Annotated in this window: 19 protein-coding genes; 10 read left to right on the plus strand and 9 right to left on the minus strand. The window is 60.7% G+C overall.

The window, feature by feature from the left end:
• The first annotated feature begins 129 nt into the window (after positions 1-129).
• Positions 130-1,062 (plus strand): L-threonylcarbamoyladenylate synthase, encoded by a 933-nt coding sequence (locus tag ACSQ13_RS11270; RefSeq protein ID WP_176250571.1) that lies wholly within the window; start codon positions 130-132, stop codon positions 1,060-1,062.
• Here the strand turns inward: ACSQ13_RS11270 and ACSQ13_RS11275 are convergent, their stop codons facing one another.
• Positions 1,063-1,617 (minus strand): YqgE/AlgH family protein, encoded by a 555-nt coding sequence (locus tag ACSQ13_RS11275; protein ID WP_295509806.1) that lies wholly within the window; start codon positions 1,615-1,617, stop codon positions 1,063-1,065. It lies immediately after the preceding gene.
• 138 nt (positions 1,618-1,755) lie between these two features.
• Between ACSQ13_RS11275 and ACSQ13_RS11280 the strand changes: the two genes are divergently transcribed.
• Positions 1,756-2,553, plus strand: a complete 798-nt coding sequence (locus ACSQ13_RS11280; RefSeq protein WP_295509808.1) for a protein-disulfide reductase DsbD domain-containing protein — start codon at positions 1,756-1,758, stop codon at positions 2,551-2,553.
• On the opposite strand, the gene ACSQ13_RS11285 is transcribed toward ACSQ13_RS11280, so the two are convergent.
• The 5 genes from ACSQ13_RS11285 to ACSQ13_RS11305 form a co-directional block, all read right to left on the minus strand.
• Positions 2,554-5,955: an efflux RND transporter permease subunit gene (locus ACSQ13_RS11285; RefSeq protein WP_295509810.1), complete on the minus strand. Its 3,402-nt coding sequence runs from the start codon at positions 5,953-5,955 to the stop codon at positions 2,554-2,556.
• Positions 5,956-5,958: 3 nt separating this feature from the next.
• Positions 5,959-7,407, minus strand: coding sequence for an efflux RND transporter periplasmic adaptor subunit (locus tag ACSQ13_RS11290; RefSeq protein WP_295509813.1), 1,449 nt, complete (start codon positions 7,405-7,407; stop codon positions 5,959-5,961).
• 124 nt (positions 7,408-7,531) lie between these two features.
• Positions 7,532-8,074, minus strand: a complete 543-nt coding sequence (gene moaB, locus ACSQ13_RS11295) for a molybdenum cofactor biosynthesis protein B (protein ID WP_176250576.1) — start codon at positions 8,072-8,074, stop codon at positions 7,532-7,534.
• On the minus strand, positions 8,071-8,676 hold the full coding sequence (locus tag ACSQ13_RS11300; protein WP_295509836.1) for a LysE family translocator: 606 nt from the start codon (positions 8,674-8,676) through the stop codon (positions 8,071-8,073). The genes moaB and ACSQ13_RS11300 overlap by 4 nt, the downstream gene beginning before the upstream one ends.
• Entirely contained in the window at positions 8,669-9,442 is a 774-nt protein-coding gene (locus ACSQ13_RS11305) for a uracil-DNA glycosylase (protein WP_295509839.1), read from the minus strand. The genes ACSQ13_RS11300 and ACSQ13_RS11305 overlap by 8 nt, the downstream gene beginning before the upstream one ends.
• 188 nt (positions 9,443-9,630) lie before the next feature.
• On the opposite strand from ACSQ13_RS11305, the gene ACSQ13_RS11310 reads away from it, so the two are divergent.
• The 7 genes from ACSQ13_RS11310 to ACSQ13_RS11340 all read left to right on the plus strand — a co-directional run bounded on the left by ACSQ13_RS11310 (position 9,631) and on the right by ACSQ13_RS11340 (position 14,342).
• Positions 9,631-10,578: an aspartate carbamoyltransferase catalytic subunit gene (locus ACSQ13_RS11310; protein ID WP_295509841.1), complete on the plus strand. Its 948-nt coding sequence runs from the start codon at positions 9,631-9,633 to the stop codon at positions 10,576-10,578.
• A complete protein-coding gene (locus ACSQ13_RS11315) occupies positions 10,575-11,015 on the plus strand; it encodes a hypothetical protein (RefSeq protein ID WP_295509844.1) in 441 nt (146 codons plus the stop codon). Before ACSQ13_RS11310 ends, ACSQ13_RS11315 begins: the two co-directional genes overlap by 4 nt.
• Complete coding sequence (locus ACSQ13_RS11320; protein WP_176250581.1) at positions 11,012-11,527, plus strand: hypothetical protein; 516 nt, start codon at positions 11,012-11,014, stop codon at positions 11,525-11,527. Before ACSQ13_RS11315 ends, ACSQ13_RS11320 begins: the two co-directional genes overlap by 4 nt.
• A complete protein-coding gene (locus ACSQ13_RS11325) occupies positions 11,524-12,060 on the plus strand; it encodes a hypothetical protein (protein ID WP_176250582.1) in 537 nt (178 codons plus the stop codon). The genes ACSQ13_RS11320 and ACSQ13_RS11325 overlap by 4 nt, the downstream gene beginning before the upstream one ends.
• Positions 12,061-12,186: 126 nt before the next feature.
• Positions 12,187-13,464: a dihydroorotase gene (pyrC, locus tag ACSQ13_RS11330; protein WP_176250583.1), complete on the plus strand. Its 1,278-nt coding sequence runs from the start codon at positions 12,187-12,189 to the stop codon at positions 13,462-13,464.
• A gap of 2 nt (positions 13,465-13,466) precedes the next feature.
• Positions 13,467-14,078, plus strand: coding sequence for a glycerol-3-phosphate 1-O-acyltransferase PlsY (gene plsY, locus ACSQ13_RS11335; RefSeq protein ID WP_176250584.1), 612 nt, complete (start codon positions 13,467-13,469; stop codon positions 14,076-14,078).
• Between the two features lie 6 nt (positions 14,079-14,084).
• Positions 14,085-14,342 carry a hypothetical protein gene (locus ACSQ13_RS11340; protein WP_176250585.1) on the plus strand — a complete coding sequence of 86 codons (258 nt, stop codon included), beginning with the start codon at positions 14,085-14,087 and terminating at the stop codon, positions 14,340-14,342.
• 3 nt (positions 14,343-14,345) lie between these two features.
• Here the strand turns inward: ACSQ13_RS11340 and ACSQ13_RS11345 are convergent, their stop codons facing one another.
• The 3 genes from ACSQ13_RS11345 to ACSQ13_RS11355 form a co-directional block, all read right to left on the minus strand.
• On the minus strand, positions 14,346-15,716 hold the full coding sequence (locus ACSQ13_RS11345) for a glutamate--cysteine ligase (protein ID WP_176250586.1): 1,371 nt from the start codon (positions 15,714-15,716) through the stop codon (positions 14,346-14,348).
• A gap of 88 nt (positions 15,717-15,804) precedes the next feature.
• The gene (locus ACSQ13_RS11350) at positions 15,805-16,332 is read right to left on the minus strand and encodes a hypothetical protein (protein ID WP_176250587.1); all 528 of its coding nucleotides are present in this window, start codon (positions 16,330-16,332) and stop codon (positions 15,805-15,807) included.
• A gap of 94 nt (positions 16,333-16,426) precedes the next feature.
• Complete coding sequence (locus ACSQ13_RS11355) at positions 16,427-17,149, minus strand: 16S rRNA (uracil(1498)-N(3))-methyltransferase (RefSeq protein WP_295509852.1); 723 nt, start codon at positions 17,147-17,149, stop codon at positions 16,427-16,429.
• Between the two features lie 12 nt (positions 17,150-17,161).
• Between ACSQ13_RS11355 and ubiA the strand changes: the two genes are divergently transcribed.
• Positions 17,162-18,136: a 4-hydroxybenzoate octaprenyltransferase gene (ubiA, locus tag ACSQ13_RS11360; protein WP_176250588.1), complete on the plus strand. Its 975-nt coding sequence runs from the start codon at positions 17,162-17,164 to the stop codon at positions 18,134-18,136.
• Positions 18,137-18,190: the final 54 nt, after the last annotated feature.

An 18,190-nucleotide genomic window follows, 5' to 3' on the forward strand; every position in this document is an offset into this window, starting at 1 on the left:
CTGCTTGGCAAACAGAGCAACGACCTGATAAGCCCATAAACATGAAACGGGGGCAGTTTTCCAAGGATGCTGCGACTGGCCCGCCACCGCAACCCGAAACACAGCGTCACAAAGGCTTTGACCGACCCTATGACCGAGATCTTGCAGCCTGACGCCCGGGGCATCGCCCGCGCCGCCGCCGTTTTGACCGCAGGCGGATTGGTCGCACTGCCCACCGAAACGGTGTACGGGCTGGCCGCAGACGCCCGCAATGGCACCGCTGTGGCCCGCATTTACGAGGCCAAGGGCCGGCCAAGTTTCAATCCGCTGATTGTGCATCTGGCCGATGCCGAACACGCGCGGCGCTATGGCGTCTGGTCTGACAATGCCGAAATCCTTGCTGCTGCATTCTGGCCCGGCCCGCTTACGCTGGTTTTGCCCTTGGCGGATAATCACGGCCTGTCATCGCTTGTGACGGCGGGGCTGGACAGTGTCGCCCTGCGCGTGCCCGCCCACCCCACCGCACGGGCGATCTTGCAGGCGTTTGACGGCCCCATTGCGGCACCTTCTGCCAATCCGTCCGGCCGTATCAGCGCCACGACGGCCGCCCATGTGCTGGCCGGGCTGGACGGGCGCATCGACGCGGTTGTGGATGATGGACCTTGCGCCGTCGGCGTGGAAAGCACCATCATCGGGCTGAACCACGCGACCCCCACATTGCTGCGCGCAGGGGGCCTGCCCGTCGAGGCGATTGAGGCGGCCCTTGGCATGCAGATCGACGTGGCTGACGGGGCGGAAATCATCGCGCCGGGGCAAATGGCGTCACATTACGCCCCCGCCGCCCAGGTTCGTCTGGATGCAAAAACCGCGCTGGACGGTGAAGTCATGCTGGGGTTCGGAGCGGTGGACGGCGACCTTAACCTGTCCCCCTCCGGTGATCTGAGCGAAGCCGCCGCCAACCTGTTTGATTGTCTACATGCCTTGGATGCACTGGCCAAACCGATCGCCGTTGCCCCGATTCCCGATCACGGGCTTGGCAGGGCGATCAACGACCGTTTGCGCCGGGCGGCAGCCCCGCGCTGATCACGCGTGCCCTGCTGTCCCGCTGAGCCCCAGCGGATCAATTCCAAGCGATGCCAGCGCCGCAGCCCATTTTTCGGCATCGGGCAGATCAAACACGATCTGGGGCGTCGGATCACAGGTCAGCCAGCCGTTTTGGCCGATCTCGGTCTCAAGCTGGTTTGCGCCCCAACCGGCATAGCCCAACATCAGCAACGCCTGTTTGGGGCCCTTGCCGCGGGCGATGTCTTCCAGAATATCAAGGGTGGCCGTCATCGCGAACCCGTCAGCAACATCAAGCGTGTGCAGCACAGACCGGTATTCAGCACTGTGCAAAACAAACCCGCGCGATGTTTCGACCGGCCCGCCAAAATGCACACCCAGCCCCGATGTATCGCTGAAATCCATATCGCCAAGCTTATCCAGAACATCCGTGAGCTTTAGGTCGACGGCAGGTTTGTTGACAATCAACCCCATCGCGCCCTCGGCGGAATGGGTGCAGATAAAAATAACGGAATGGTCAAACCGCGGGTCTCCCATGCCGGGCATCGCCACAAGCAGTTGACCTGTAAGATCCATTTCCATCCTCTTTCGTCCTCAATACCATGTCAGATCAGCATGACGCGCCGGCCCTTTCGTTTCAACCCCACCGTTCTGTAACGTTTCATAATACAATAGTGACTTGGCAGGCTTCCGCCTTTGGCCCATGAAAGACCCATGAAAAGTAAACTTGTTCCGTTGATTGTCGCAGCTCTGCTTGCCCCCCTGCCCGCATCCGCAATGGATGTGATCAAGGGCGAAATCCTGCAAGGTTGGGTGCTGCCCGATGGCAACCGCGTTGCCGCGATCCGTATGACGATGGCCCCGGGGTGGAAAACCTATTGGCGCGCCCCCGGCGATATGGGCATCCCGCCGCAGTTTGACTGGAACGGGTCACAAAACCTGTCGGGGGTCGCGGTCGAATGGCCGGCCCCCACCGTGTTTCGCGAAAAGAACCTGACAACGATCGGCTACAAAGATCAGGTGGTTCTCCCCCTGGTCATCAGCGTCCCGAAAAAGGGCGCGGCCGTTCATCTGAAAACCACCATCGATATGGGCGTGTGCAGTGACATTTGCGTGCCCGCGCAACTGCATCTGGACGGTATCATCGACACCAATGCGACCCGCGCGGTGCCTGCGATTGCGGCCTCGCTTGCCCAGCGCCCCTTTTCCGCGAAGGAAGGCGGCGTTTCCAAAGCCACCTGCATGATCAGCTTTAACAATGGCGATCTTGAGCTTGAGACGGTGATCACCCTGCCCGATGCGGGCGGTCAGGAACTGGTCGTGATCGAAACCGGACAACCTGATTTATGGGTAAGCGAAGCCGATACGTTGCGCAAAGGCAAAACCCTGACCTCCAAGGTGGATGTGGCTCATTCCACAGGCGGGCCGATTGCCCTGAACCGGTCACAAATTCGCATGACGGTTCTGGGCGACAAACATGCGGTCGATATTCTGGGCTGCACGCCCGATTGATTACGCAGCAGGTTTGCGCTGCGCCCGCGTGAACACCACAGCACCGATGACATAACCTGCCAGCGACAACACAGCCGCCCCTGCGACAAACAAAAGCAGGGCCGCCGTCAGTGGTGACATCGCCGACAATCCGGAGAAAAGCGCCAGCACCACAGGGTGCAACGCGCCGTGCCAACCAGCCCAGCCCAGCGTCAGCGCGGCCCACCCGATCACAAGTACCCAAAGCGCCATCAGCCCGAAACGCAAGCCGTTTGCCCGCGCCCCAAGGCCACGGCGCATGGCGCGCACCTGCCGCGATATGTCATGCTGTGCGGCGACCAATGCAGGCACCACAAGCAGCACCAGAAACATGCCAAAGCCCAGACCGTAGACCAATGTGATGACCGTCGGCTTCAAAAACTGCGCCTGTTGGCTTTGCTCGTAAAGCAGTGGGGCCATACCCAGAACGGTGGTCAGTGTGGTCAGCATCACGGGCCGCAGCCGGTCGGACGCGCCATCAATGATCGAAGGGATCACCCCGCGCGTTTCGCCGTATTCGTCAATCGTGCCGATCAGGACGATGGAATCGTTGATGATAATCCCCGTCATCCCTAACAGGCCGACCACCGTGAACATACTGAGCGGAACATCCCAGACCGCGTGGCCATAGATGGTGCCGACCAACCCGAACGGGATCACCGACATGACCACCAAAGGGCGTGTCCAGCTGCCAAAGACCCAACACAACACCAGATAAATGCCCGTGAGCACCAAGATCAGACCTGTCAGCGCCTCTGACAGGAAGGTGTTTTCCTGCTCGCTTAACCCGCTGATGCGGAATTCCACCTGCCGCTCTGATGCGATGGTGGGCAGGATCTCTTCTTGCAGCGCTGTAGTGATTTCGGTCGCGCGGGCGGGATCGTCTTCGGAGATATCGCCCGTCACCGAAATCAGCCTGATCCCGTTTTCACGACGTACCGTGCTAAAGCCCGTGCGCCGCTCGACACTGACAATATCGGCAAGCGGCACATAGTGGCCATCAGGCGTGCGCATCTGGGTGCGGTCCAGAAAATCCGCCGTCAGCTCGCCCTCGGGCAGTTCAACCCGGATCGTGGCAGACCGCGGCCCGTCGGGATAGGTCGCGGCCTCGATCCCGCCAAGGCGGTTGCGCAGCGCGCGGCCAAGCGTGTCGATGGTAAAGCCCAGCGATTGCCCCTGCGGCGTCAGATCAAGGATCAGCTCTTCTTTGTCATAGGCCAGATTATCCTGCACGGCGCTGACTTCGGGATAGCGGCGCAGGGCGTTTTGCAAATCTTCGGATGCGGCTTTCAAGACATCGGTGTCGGCACCGTAAAACTGCACATCCAATGCATCACCACCGGGGCCAGAGCGCCAGCCGCGAAAGCTGACGGTTTCCACCAACGGATGATTTACAACCGCATCTTGCAGGTCGGCCACAAAGGCAAAGCTGGAATAGGGCCGCAGATCGGCGTCGATCAGTTCGATCGAAATGCCCCCCAACAGATCGGCGTCTTTGCTATCGGCACCATCAAGCCCGCGCCCTGCGTTGCCACCGACTTGCGCGATGACATAATCAATCGGATTGGTGCCATGGCGCTCGGCGTATTCGGCCCCCAAGGCCTCGGTCGCGCGCTGCATTTCGCGCATCATGTCCAGCGTATCTTCACGGGTGGCCCCTTCGGCCATGGCAAAGTTGCCGGTGACGGAGCCGCGCTCGGGCGCGTTAAAGAACCGCCACTGCACATCACCCTGAATGAACAGAGCCACCTGCGAGGCCAGCACCGCAACAACCCCCGCCAACACGACATAACGGCCGATGATCACGCCTGCGATAAAGGGGCGAAACAGCTTTTCGCGGGCCCATAAGAACCCTTTGTTCACCACACGGCTGGGCAGGTCATACCAATGCTCTTTGGCCCCCGCTGCCATTGCATGGGCCATGTGGTTCGGCAGGATCAAAAAGCATTCCACCAGCGATGCGGCCAGCACGGCAATCACCGTCAGGGGGATGTCGCCAATCAGACTGCCAAACCGCCCCCCGACAGCCAGCAGCCCGAAAAACGCGATGATCGTTGTCAACGTGGCGGCAAACACCGGCATCGCCATGCGGCGGGCAGCGTTTTCAGCAGCGACCATGGGGCTTTCGCCCAGTTCCTTGTGACGGTAATCGGCGTGTTCACCCACAACAATCGCGTCATCAACGACAATGCCCAAGGTAATGATCAACCCGAACAGCGAGATCATGTTGATCGTGATCCCGCCCACATACATCAGCGCAATTGCCGCAGCCATCGACGCAGGGATACCAGCCGCAACCCAGAACGCCGTGCGGGCGTTGAGGAATAAAAACAGCAGACTGACCACCAGAACCAAACCCATCAACCCGTTGTCGATCAACAGATCAAGCCGCCCGGTGATCGCTTCGGCACGGGTGCGGATCAGCTCGATTGTGACCCCCTGAGGCAGCATGACAGCCATCTCGGCTGCGACCTTTTCAACGCTGTGCTGAATGCCAATAGCGTCGCCCCCGTCAGACCGGTCCACCCGAACCGAAATCGCCGGGTCCTGCCCCACGAAATACCCGACCTCGCGGTCTGATCCCTTTTCGATCACGCGGGCCACATCGCCCACGGTCAGCGAAGACCCGTCCGCGTTTGTGCGCAACACGACACCGGAAATCGCCTCGGCTGTGCGTTTGGCGGTGCCGGTGCGAACCCGCGCATTCGCGCCCGTCACATCCCCCGCAGGGTCGGCATCAACCTCGGCCGCGATAACGCTGGCGATTTCCGCCATTGAGATGTCATAGCTGATCAACTTGTTCGACGGCACCTCAATCAGGGTTTGCGGCGATGCCACACCCTGGATCGTGCTGCGCGTCACCCCCGCCGCGAACAGGCGTGTGACAAATTCATCGGCGAAACGCCCCAGTTGTTCGGGGCTGATCGGGCCGGTGATCACAACATCGGTCACCCGGTCCCGCCAGATGCCACGGCGCACAACGGGGTCTTCGGCGTCTTCGGGCAAGGTCGTGATCGCATCAACAGCCGTCTGCACATCGGCGGCGGCGCGCGCCATGTCCCAACCGGGTTCGAAATCCAGCGTGATCGTCCCGCCCCCCTCGCGCGACGCCGCAGCAGAGCTTTCGACCCCTTCGACCGTCAGCAGCGCGGGTTCCAGCACCTGAACGATGGCGCTGTCCACATCCTCGGCACCTGCCCCGCTCCAGACGGTGGACACGGTGACATTGTCGATGATCACATCGGGAAAGAACTGCGCCCGCATGTTCGGCGCGGCAACGGCACCGCACACCAAAAGCACAACCAGCAAAAGATTGGCTGCGGTTTTGTGACGAACGAAATAGGACAGGATGCCCCCGGTGGTACGCGACACGCTGCGGGCCATCGTCTATCCCCCTATCCGGCTTTCAAGACGCTCGATCATTTGCGCGGGCACTTGCGGTTCTGCCAGTTGCGCCAGCACCCGTGCCTTGGCGGCCTCGGGCATACGTGTATTGGCCTCGACAAAGGCCACCAGCTTGGCGCGGCGTTCTTCGGTCAGCTCGATCATCGCGGGTTCTTCGGGGGCCGCGCCGGGGCGCAAGGGTTTCACGGCAATGCCAGCCCCCAGCAAGGGCGAACGGGCTTCGACAACCTCGCGGCCTGCGATTTCACCGCGCACCAGAACTTCGTCGCCGACACGGCGCATGACCTCGACGTTCACGGCCTCAAGCCGGTTCTCGCCGTCCAGCACCAAGACGCGCGCCTGCGCATCCAGGGCCGAACTGGGCAAGCGGATGACGTTTTGCAGTTCAGGCTCACGGATACGCACGGTCACAAAATCCCCCGGCTTGAACCCCGGTGCCTGCGTCAAGGATGCAAAGATCAACCGCCCGCTCGCACCTTCGCCCGCTGCCGCACTGGCGCGGGTGATCTTGCCCGTCACCTCAAGGTCTAGGCCCGCCACATCCAACGTCGCCGTGACATCCGCCTTGATCAGTTGCCCTTCCGCATCAATCAGCCGGACATATTGCGCCGTCGACACGCGAAACGACACCTCAAGATCGTTGGGGTCGATCAGCTCTGCCAGACGTTCATTGGCCGACACCAACCGCCCCTCAACAACCGAAACGCTGCTTAACGTGCCCGAAAACGGCGCGGCAATCGTTGTTTCATCCAGCCGCCGCTGTGCATCCTCCAGCGCAATCTGGCTGCGCGACAATAGGCTGGCGGCCTGATCTATCCGCGCCTCGGTCTGCGTGACCACCTGACGGCGTGCCAACACGGCCTGCCGCGCACTTGACGCCGCAAGCTCTGCCGTTTCCGTCGCTGTCGCCGTCCCGACACCGCGGTCGGCCAGATCGCTTTGACGTTGAAAAGCACGGGTTCGCAAGGCCGCCTGTTCCTCGGCAGCCGATTGTTCGTCGCGGGCCAGAACCAATGCGCGGGCGGCATCGCGCCCCTCTGCCTCGGCATCCAGAACCGCGCTTTTGGCGCGCGCCACTTCGGCCAATGCATCCGCGCGGTCCAGCCGGACCAAGACCTGCCCCGCCTCAACCGCGCCGCCATCCTCGAAGCCCGGGGCCAATTCGACCACGCGACCGCCAACCGCCGCACGCAATTCAAGCGTCCGCCGACTTTGGATCGCCCCGAAGCTTTCCAAAACCGGTGTTTCGGTGCCTGGGCTGGCCTCGACGACGTTGACAGAAAAAATCCGCTCGCGCGGGGCCTGCGGGGGCGGCGCATCAGCCATCCGCTTTTGCACGGCACCGCCGATCATATCAGCCGCAAATACCAAAAGACCCAAGGCCGTGGCTGCCAGAAACAGCCCAATCATACTTTGTCTTAGAAAACGCATCTTTGTCCGATCTTAAACCGTTTGGGCCAAAGGTAACCCGGCCTTTGGAAAAACCAAATCACAGTTATGATACGCACGCACTACGCCTTTCCGTCGCAATATTGTCGGAAAAACGCATATTTCGCTATTTGCGCCGCAGATGTTCATCCAGACGCGGCATGATTTCGACGAAATTGCAGGGCTTGTGGCGGTAATCCAACTGTTTGAGCAGGATTTCATCCCACGCATCCTTGCATGCACCGGGCGATCCGGGCAGCGCAAAAAGATAGGTACCTTGGGCCACACCGGCCGTCGCGCGACTTTGCACAGCCGAGGTGCCGATCTTTTGCATCGACACAATGGTAAAGACCGTCCCGAAGGCGTCGATTTCCTTTTCATAGACATCGCGGTGCGCCTCAACCGTGACATCGCGGCCCGTTAATCCTGTGCCGCCGGTGCTGATGATCACATCAACGGCATCGTCCGCACACCATGCACGCAGCTGGTCCGCGATCTGGGCGCGCTCGTCACGGATGATTACACGATGCGCCAAATGATGCCCGGCTTCGGCAATCCGCGCCACCAACACATCGCCCGACCGGTCATCCGCCAGGGCGCGGGTGTCCGAAACCGTCAGCACGGCGATGCGCACGGGGATAAATTCTTTGGTCTCGTCAATACGGCTCATGCCCGCTCCAATACTGCAAGTCGCGCCGCAAGGGCCACGAAAATTCCACTGCTGATCCAGCGCAAGGCCTGACCGCCCCCGGCCAGTTTACGCCCCAACCCACCGGCAAAAATGCCAACCAAGGCGTTGATGACGAAACCACCCAAGGACAAAACCGCGCCAAAGATCAGGAACTGTATCAAAACCGGGCCAGCCTCGGGCACCACGAACTGCGGCACAAAGGCCAGCACGAACAAGATCACCTTGGGGTTGGTCAGGCTCACGATCAGCGCCCCGCGAAACGCCGATGGCGGCACCGCGCCGGTTTGTTGTTTTGTGCCGCCCCGAAAGGTCTGCGCGGCCAGCCACAGCAAATAGGCAACACCAACCCAGCGGATCACATCAAAGGCCCAGGGCACGGCAGCCACCAGCGCCCCCAAACCCAGACCCGCAAGCGTGACATGCACCATGCCGCCCAGCGAAATCCCCGCACTTGCCGCCACCGATGCCTTGGGGCCAAAGCGCATGCCCTGCCCCAGACAAAACATCATATCGGCCCCCGGCGTCAGGTTCAGCGCCAAAGCAGCCGGTACAAAAGCCAAGAGCGTGAGCGGGTCAACCATCTTTCAACTTTGCCTTCAGCGCCAGCAAATCCGCCCATGCCTCGCGTTTGAACGCAGGGCTGCGCAGCAGATAGGCGGGGTGGAACATCGGCAAGGCGGGCAAACCTTGGGCTTGCGTCCACTGCCCGCGCAACCGAGTTATGCCGCGTTTGCCCAGCAGCGCCTGCGCCGACCAATTGCCCACAATCACCAAGACCTCGGGCTTGGCCAATGCAATATGCCGCGCCAGAAACGGCTTCATCATCGCGATTTCGTCGGGCTTGGGGTCGCGGTTCTGCGGCGGGCGCCACGGCAAGACGTTGGTGATGTAAACTGGCGCTGTCTCATGGGTGCGCCCCATGTCGATTGCCGCCAGCATCTTGTCCAGCAACTGCCCCGCGCGCCCGACAAAGGGCTTGCCTTCGCGGTCCTCGTCACGGCCCGGTGCCTCGCCCACAATCATCACCCGCGCGCCCGGCGTGCCATCGCTGAACACCATGTTGCGCGCACCCCGCTTGAGCTCGCAATGCTCGAAGGCCTCCATCGCAGCGCGCAATTCTTCCAGCGTTCCGGCCCCGGCGGCGGCACGTTCGGCTTCGGACACCGCATCAACACCTGCGACCATCGGCACAATGCGCGGCGCGCCCGGTTTGGGGGCCTTCGGCTTTTCGACGGCGGCGGGGACCTCGTAGCGGTTGACCGGCGCATCACAGATCGCCTCGGTCGCGCCAAGTTCGATCTGCCAATGCAAAAGTGCCAGCGCCTGATGATATTCGACTGATTCCATGATCCCAACTTACGCGCTGCCGCCCGCAATAAAAATCCCAACTTCCAAATGGCCTTAAATCCAATCCGCTCTCACGACCGGATGCCCCGGCCTGCGGGTTTCCCCCCGACTTGCCCAGTGGCTTTCCCAGTGACTTGCCCAGCCCCGCCCCGCCGCCTATAACGCCACAAATAGCGTGGGGTCGCCTTATGAGTTTCGCACACCGACATCTTCTTGGCATCGAACCGCTGTCGCAAGATGACATTACAACCTTGCTGGATCTGGCCGATACCTATGCCGATCTGAACCGACAGCCCCACAAGCACAGTGATGCGCTCAAGGGCCTGACGCAGATCAACATGTTCTTTGAGAACTCGACCCGCACACAGGCGAGCTTCGAGATCGCGGGCAAGCGTCTTGGTGCCGATGTGATGAACATGGCGATGCAGGCGTCCTCGATCAAAAAGGGTGAAACCCTGATCGACACGGCGATGACGCTAAACGCGATGCACCCCGATTTGCTGGTTGTGCGCCATCCGCAATCCGGTGCCGTCGATCTGCTAGCCCAAAAGGTGAATTGCGCCGTGCTGAATGCGGGCGACGGGCGGCATGAACACCCGACACAGGCCTTGCTGGATGCCTTGACGATCCGCCGTGCCAAGGGCCGCCTGCACCGCCTGTCCATCGCCATTTGCGGTGACATCGCCCACAGCCGCGTCGCGCGGTCCAACATCATGCTGCTTGGCAAGATGGAGAACCGTATCCGCCTGATCGGCCCGCCAACGCTGATGCCCGCCCAGATCGGTGAATTTGGCGTCGAAGTCTTCGATGATATGGAAGAAGGCCTGAAAGACGTCGACGTGGTGATGATGCTCCGCTTGCAAAAAGAACGCATGGATGGCGGATTTATCCCCAGCGAACGCGAGTATTATCACAGATTTGGTCTGGATGCCGAAAAACTGTCCCATGCCAAGCCGGACGCGATTGTCATGCACCCCGGTCCGATGAACCGCGGCGTAGAGATCGACGGCACCCTTGCCGACGACATCAACCGCAGCGTTATTCAGGATCAGGTCGAAATGGGTGTGGCCGTGCGCATGGCCGCGATGGACCTTCTGGCGCAAAACCTTGCCAACAGCCGCAAGGCCACCGCATGACGGTCCCGCCCTCCGAAGAACGCGACCTGCTAAGCTGGCGTATTTCACGGCGGGCATTTCTTGCGCGGACGTTTGTGTTGATGCTGCTGACGATGCTCGTCTGCTCTCCGATCCTGCCCTATTTCAATGTTCTGACATGGACATTAGCATCGGCCCTGACCGCGTTGTTTTACATGTGGATATTCGAAGAATTCCAGATCTGGTACAGCAACCGCAAGACCGTTTGGCGTCTGACAAACCGCGCGCTTTATATCAATGAACCCGACGCGATCGAACCGCTGGAACTGGCGCTGACGGACATCGCCGCAATTGGCAAGCTGTCGGTGTGGTCGATCACCTTGCGTTTACCCAACCGGCAAAGCATCACCCTACCGCTGGTGCCAAACATACGCGCCACCAAAGCGCGGATCGCCGCCGCACGCGAGGCCGCATTATGACCGAGGATTTTTGGCAAAACCTGCTTGAGGACGGCGAAGAACTGTTATGGACAGGCCGCCCCAAGCCGCGCATTTCAATCCGGAACTTCCAATTGCTGGGCCCGTTTGTCGGGGCAGCGGGGACCGTGATCGCGGGGGGGCTGTTGCTGACCTATAACAGCCTGCCGGTGTCGCAATCCGTGGTGCTGGCCGTTGTGATCGCGCTGGTTGTCCTGTCGCTGGTCAAAGGGCTGAACCGCTGGGCCGAATTGACACGCACGCGCTATGCGCTGACCACCCATCGCGCGTTGTTCTTTCGTCTGCAAAAGGGCGAGACCCGCGTCAAAGCGTTTTCGCGCAGCGCCGAAACCAAACCCGATGTCAAACCGACCAGCCCGCCTTCAGTGTTTTTCATCCGTCAGGAACGCGGTGACAATCCTGCCATCGCGGGACATCTTGGGTTTGAATATATCGAGGGTAGCGACAGTTTATGCACTCTGATGGCCACCGCATATAAAGGGGCGAAACAATGACCACGCTTACCATCCCCAAAGGCGAATACGGACAGATCAGGGTATTTGCCGTCAACCGCCCGGTTGATGCCATGGGTGCCGCCGTACAAAGCGACGGCAAAGCGGCGGTGATCCGTGATCTTGTGGGCTTTGACGTGCCGGACGGGTCTGCCGAATTGTTTGCGGTATCCGATCTGACCGGCGTCGGGCTGCCGCGCTATTTGTCGGACGGGTACACCGTGACGCAGGCGCAGATCAGCGCCGACCGCGCCCGGCTTGAGGCCTTGGACGGCTATGTTCTGATGCTGTTTTCCTCCGCCTTTGATGGGGCTGAAACCACGCTTGATATCGGCCCTGACCTGACGTTGATCGGCACCTATGGCGAAGAACAACCGGCAATGGCCGCACCGCCCCTGACGGCTGAGGCTGCACAACCCTATACTGGCGTGCCCAATACGACGCCCAGAAACCCGCCAAGCGGCCGCGCGGGCGGGGCGATGATCGCCCTTGCCTTGATCGTGGCTGTTGGCCTTATCCTATGGTGGCTGCTGTGAAAGAACCCAAACCTGATCCGAAAATGTCCGGTCGCGTCGCCACCGTCGCCCTGCTCGTCGCCTTTGGTGTCGTGGCAATGATGGTATGGATCGGCGGTTAAGCCTTTTGTGAAAGATAACAACGTCATGCTGCATTTTGTGAACGCGAAACTGATTGACCCCGAAGCAGGGACCGTGACCCGTGGCACCTTGCGGGTCGAAGGCAGCCAGATCACGGCGATCCTCCCCGATGATGCGCCCATTCCCGCAGACAGTGCGATTGTCGATTGTCGCGGCAAATATCTGGCCCCCGGCATCGTCGATCTGGGCGTCAAGGTTTGCGAGCCGGGCGAACGTCACAAGGAAAGCTTTCGCTCCGCCGGGTTGGCGGCCGCGGCAGGCGGTGTCACCACGATGGTCACCCGCCCCGACACCAATCCGACCATCGACAGCCCCGAAGTGCTGGAATTCGTCACCCGCCGCGCCAACGAGGCAGCGCCGGTCAATGTTGTGCCCATGGCCGCCCTGACCAAGGGCCGCGAAGGCCGCGAGATGACCGAGATAGGCTTTCTCATGGATGCAGGGGCAATCGCCTTTACCGATTGCGACCGCGTGATCAGCGACACCAAAGTATTCTCGCGCGCGCTGACCTATGCGCGCAGTCTGGGCGCGCTGGTCATCGCCCACCCCCAGGAACCGATCCTGAGCAAGGGTGCCGCTGCAACTTCCGGCAAATTTGCATCCCTGCGCGGACTGCCCGCGGTATCGCCCATGGCCGAACGCATGGGGCTGGACCGCGACATCGCCTTGGTTGAAATGACCGGTGCCCGCTATCACGCAGACCAGATCACCACCGCCCGCGCCCTGCCCGCGCTAGAGCGCGCGAAAAAGAACGGGCTGGATATTACCGCAGGTGTGGGCATCCACCACCTGACTTTGAACGCGCTTGATGTGGCCGACTACCGGACGTTCTTCAAGCTCAAGCCCCCGCTGCGCGACGAAGACGACCGCATCGCCGTGGTCGAAGCCGTGGCATCGGGCCTGATTGACATCATCTGTTCCATGCACACCCCGCAAGACGAGGAATCCAAACGCCTGCCCTTCGAGGAAGCCGCATCCGGTGCCGTCGGCCTTGAGACTTTGCTGCCTGCCGCCTTGCGCTTGGTGCATTCCGAAATGATGGACATCGCCACCCTGTGGCGTGCGCTGTCCTTTAATCCTGCCCAACGTCTTGGCCTGCCCGGTGGCCGGCTGACCGCAGGTGCCCCCGCTGATCTGGTGTTGTTCGACGATGGAGCCCCCTTTGTCATGGACCGCGAAACGTTGCGGTCGAAATCGCGCAACACCCCCTTTGACGGGATGCGCATGCAAGGTAAGGTCCTGGAAACCTATGTTTCCGGACAGTGTATTTATAAGGCCTCTTAATCATGCCCATCTTTGACAGTTCGCTCAACGTGCTCGCCCTTTGGGCCGTAATTGGCTATCTTATCGGATCAATCGCCTTTGGATTGCTGCTGGCGCGCGCCATGAACCTTGGCGATTTGCGGTCGATCGGGTCGGGCAATATCGGGGCGACGAATGTCTTGCGCACCGGCAACAAAACCGCCGCCGCGCTGACCTTGCTGCTGGACGGGGCCAAAGGGGCGGTTGCCGTTCTGCTGGCCCGCGGTTTTGCCGGCGAAGACGCGGCACAGATTGCCGCGCTTGCTGCGATGTTGGGGCATTGCTATCCGGTATGGCTGAAATTCAAAGGCGGCAAGGGCGTGGCAACATTTCTTGGCGTGCTTTTGGCGCTGGCATGGCCCGCCGGGCTGGCCTGCTGCCTGGCCTGGCTGATTGGTGCGTTTGCCACCCGCATTTCTTCCATGGGTGCCATTGCCGCCGCGTCCACCTCGACCTTCTTTCTGGTCGTTCTGGGCTACGGCAACGCGTTCTTCCTTGGCATCTTTTTGACCCTGATTATCTTTTGGCGCCACCGCGAGAACATCAAACGGATCAAAGCCGGAACAGAACCCAAGATCGGCGCAAAAAAGGCCTAAGCCGCAATGCAGCAGTTTTTAACGGCCTTTCATGCGCTGCCCCCGGGCACACATAAAGGGTCGTTTCAGGGCAGGCTTTATGTCTTTTCCAAAAGCAGCTTCGCACATGGCAAAAGCTGGAAACTGGTCGCCGAGGAACTGGGCGGCACCGATTATATCAGCTTGAACCTTTATGATCTGGCCAGCGGCCCGCGCCTGTACCCGTGCGAAATGCCCGCAGAAAAAGTGGTAAACTTCGTCTGCGGGCTGAAACAGGTCGGCTGATCGTTAGTAAGAATAGTCGGCGTAGATGCGGCTTAGATCGCCGTGCCACTTGCCGTTGTAATCCTCAAGCAACTCATCGGCCGGAACCTTGCCGGTCTCGATGCTTTCCTTCAGCGCATTCAGGAAATGCGTCTCGTCAGGGACCATGCCACCGGCCCCCGTCCGCGCACGCGCTTTCAAACCATGCTCGGACAGTGCCACGGCTTCGCGCGCCAGATCATGCATTTTTACGCCGTTGAACTCCGCCTGAAGCCCGTCAACCGAGGCCGCGACCCGCAACCCTTCGCGCGTCTCGGCATCCCAGCCCTTGACCAGATCCCACGCGCCATCCAGTGCTGTCTGGTCATACATCAGCCCGACCCAAAACGCGGGCAAGGCACATAGACGCCGCCAAGGGCCGCCATCCGCGCCGCGCATTTCGATGAACTTTTTGATCCGCGCCTCGGGGAATGCGGTTGTCAGATGATCCGCCCAATCGCTTAACGTCGGCTTTTCGCCGGGCAATGCAGGCAGCTTGCCCTTCAGGAAATCACGGAAAGACTGGCCAAGCGCGTCAATATACTGCCCGTCGCGGTAGACAAAATACATCGGCACATCCAACGCATATTCAACCCAACGCTCGAACCCCATGCCGTCTTCGAAGGCCCAAGGCAACATGCCGGTGCGTGCAGGGTCCAGATCCCGCCACACCCGGCTGCGCCAGCTTTTATGGCCGTTCGGCTTGCCCTCAAAGAACGGGGAATTTGCGAATAATGCGGTGGCAACCGGCTGCAACGCGAGTGCGACCCGCAGCTTTTGCACCATGTCCGCCTCTGATCCGAAATCAAGGTTCACCTGAACGGTGCAGGTCCGGCGCATCATGACCCGGCCCATCGTGCCGACCTTGGTCATATATTCGTTCATCAACTTGTAACGCCCCTTGGGCATCAGATCCATCTGCTCGTGGGTCCATACCGGTGCTGCACCCAGCCCGATAAAACCCGCGCCGATCCGGTCTGCCACATCGCGCACTTCGCGCAAATGCGCGTTCACCTCGTCGCATGTCTCGTGGATGGTCTCGACCGGTGCGCCCGACAGCTCAAGCTGCCCGCCCGGCTCAAGCGACACATTGGCACCGTCCTTGACCAGACCAATCAGCTTGCCGCCTTCCTCGACGGGGGCCCAGCCATGGCCATCGCGCAAGCCTTCAAGCATCGCCAGGATAGAACAGTCGCCCTCATAGGGCAGCGGCAACAGCGTTTCCTTGTTATAGCCGAACTTCTCGTGCTCGGTCCCGATGCGCCAGTCTTCTTTGGGCTTGCAGCCGTCAGCCAGATATTCTGCCAACTGCGCGTGATTTTCGATCGGGCCACCGCCGGATTGAGGGATAGACATAAGGGGAGGCTCCGGGATTGTTTCACTAAATGTCGGTGCGAAAATGATTTCGCTCAATTAGTAGGGATGGTGCGAATTCGTGGGGGTGTCAATGCAACAGGGCACGCGCAGGGCGCATGGATTGCCGCTCCCAGATCACAACCGAAAGCGTCTTGTCATCGGCAAGCTCCGCCAGCATGCGCTCGGTTTTCAACCCCGGAAGCGCTGCAAAGGCATCAAACAACGCGTCAGATCCGGCCGCATCCACCGGTATCATCACGGCATTTTGTCCGGGCTGTTCCAGCTTCCAATGAGCAGGATAGGCCCCGCGCTCCAAACTCAGCCGCTCCATCTCGCGCAGAGCCACAACCCCGCCCGTCAGCGGACCGAAATAGGCGATCTGTCCCTCGTCCACCTGAACGGCCCCCGCGCCAAGCCCGGATTTGCGAAACCGCCCGCGCTGCACACCCAACCAGACAAAGGCAATACCCGCGGCGATCAGCGCATATCCCGGCACAGCCAACAACAGACCCGGCCCCATGACCAGCCACAGCCCGAACAAGGCAACCGCCGCGCCGCCCAAAACCTCGCGCCAACGCCACAACTCGGCTTTCGCCTCAGGCCGTAAAAAACTCATACCCCAACCCCGTTTTCATTTTGCCAGATAAACTCCACGGGGGTGTGGGGGTGTGAAACCCCCACCTGCACAACAAAAACCCCAAGCGCGGCGCTCACGACCAATCTCCCAACGCCTGCTGCCAGACCGTCATCGCCGCGACAGCAGCAGTATCCGCCCTCAGGATCCGCGGCCCCAAGGGAACCGCCTGCGAAAATGTCAGCCCACGCAATCGCGCCCGCTCGCGGTCCGAAAAGCCGCCCTCAGGCCCGATCAGAATGCCCCAGGGTCCGGCTTTCGTCAGCCCCGGCCCGGCCTCTTCCCCCACCAGCGCCTCGTCGCAAAACATCAAGGACCGATCAGGCTCCCACTGGTCCAACAGCCGGTCCAGTTTTACCATCTCGGCCACTTCGGGCACGAATGTCCCGCCGCATTGCTCTGCCGCTTCGACGGCATGGGCTTGCAGGCGGTCGCGCTGGACCCGCCCCGAATTGGTAAAATCGGTCTGCACCGGCACGATGCGCCGCGCGCCCATCTCGGTGGCTTTTTCGACGATGAAATCTGTCCGCGCCTTTTTGATCGGCGCAAAGATCAGCCACAGGTCGGGCGGCATCTGCACAGGCTTCGTCGCCTCCACACAGCTTAGAATGCCGCCACGTTTGCCCGCTTGGGCAACCTGCGCCAGCCATTCGCCATCGCTGCCGTTGAACAGCAACACATGCGCGCCCTCGGTTTGCCGCATCACCCCGAAAAGGTAATGCGCTTGCGCTTTGTCCAAAGGAACGGATTGCCCCGGCCCCAAGGGATGCTCTACATAAAGTCTGATTTTCGCGTTCATAGGCAATGATATATGCAAGACGGCTCCCCTGTACCAGATGGCACTGACAATGATCGCGTGGCGGATGCGGCATCTGACAATTGGGTTGACCGTTTTGCCCCTGCCTTTACGCGCCCCTATCTGCGTCTGAGCCGGGCAGACCGCCCGATTGGCACCTGGCTTTTGTTGCTGCCATGCTGGTGGGGGTTGGCGCTTGCGATGCTGTCTGACCAGCAACCGCGCCTGTTCGATCTGTGGATCTTCATCGGCTGCGGCCTGGGGGCATGGCTGATGCGCGGTGCGGGATGCACCTGGAACGACATCACCGATCGCGATTTCGATGCGCAGGTTGCCCGCACACGGTCGCGTCCGATCCCTTCGGGTCAGGTCAGTGTGAAAGGTGCCGTTGCGTGGATGGTCGCACAGGCCCTGATCGCATTCTGCATCTTGCTCAGCTTCAACTACGCCGCCATTTCGCTGGGCATTCTGGCCTTGCTGCCGGTTGCGATCTACCCCTTTGCCAAGCGGATTACATGGTGGCCACAGGTCTTTTTGGGCATCGCGTTCAACTGGGGGGCCCTGCTGGCATGGACAGCCCATACCGGATCACTGGGCGCGCCTGCGGTGGTCTTGTATCTGGCGGGCATCGCCTGGACGTTGTTTTACGACACGATTTATGCCCACCAGGACACCGAAGACGACGCCTTGATCGGGGTCAAATCCACGGCCCGCCTGTTTGGCGACAACACCTCGCAATGGTTGCGCCGTTTTCTGATGGCGACGGTCGGGCTGATGGGGCTGGCCGTCATTTTCGCCCTGCGCGAGAATGCATCCTTTCTGGCGATGGTCCTGGCCATCGGCGGGCCTTGGGCGATGGGGTGGCACATGGCGTGGCAATTGCGCGGTCTGGACATCAACAATAACGACAAGCTGTTGCAACTGTTTCGCGTTAACCGCGATACCGGCATAATTCCGCTGTTATTTTTCGCAGCGGCACTGCTGGCCTGATTGCACAGCCCTGCCCCGACGCGTATCAACTAGTTTATCGTTAACGATCCCAGA

Source organism: Sulfitobacter sp. SH22, assembly GCF_965641905.1.
In the GTDB taxonomy this organism is placed as follows: domain Bacteria; phylum Pseudomonadota; class Alphaproteobacteria; order Rhodobacterales; family Rhodobacteraceae; genus Sulfitobacter.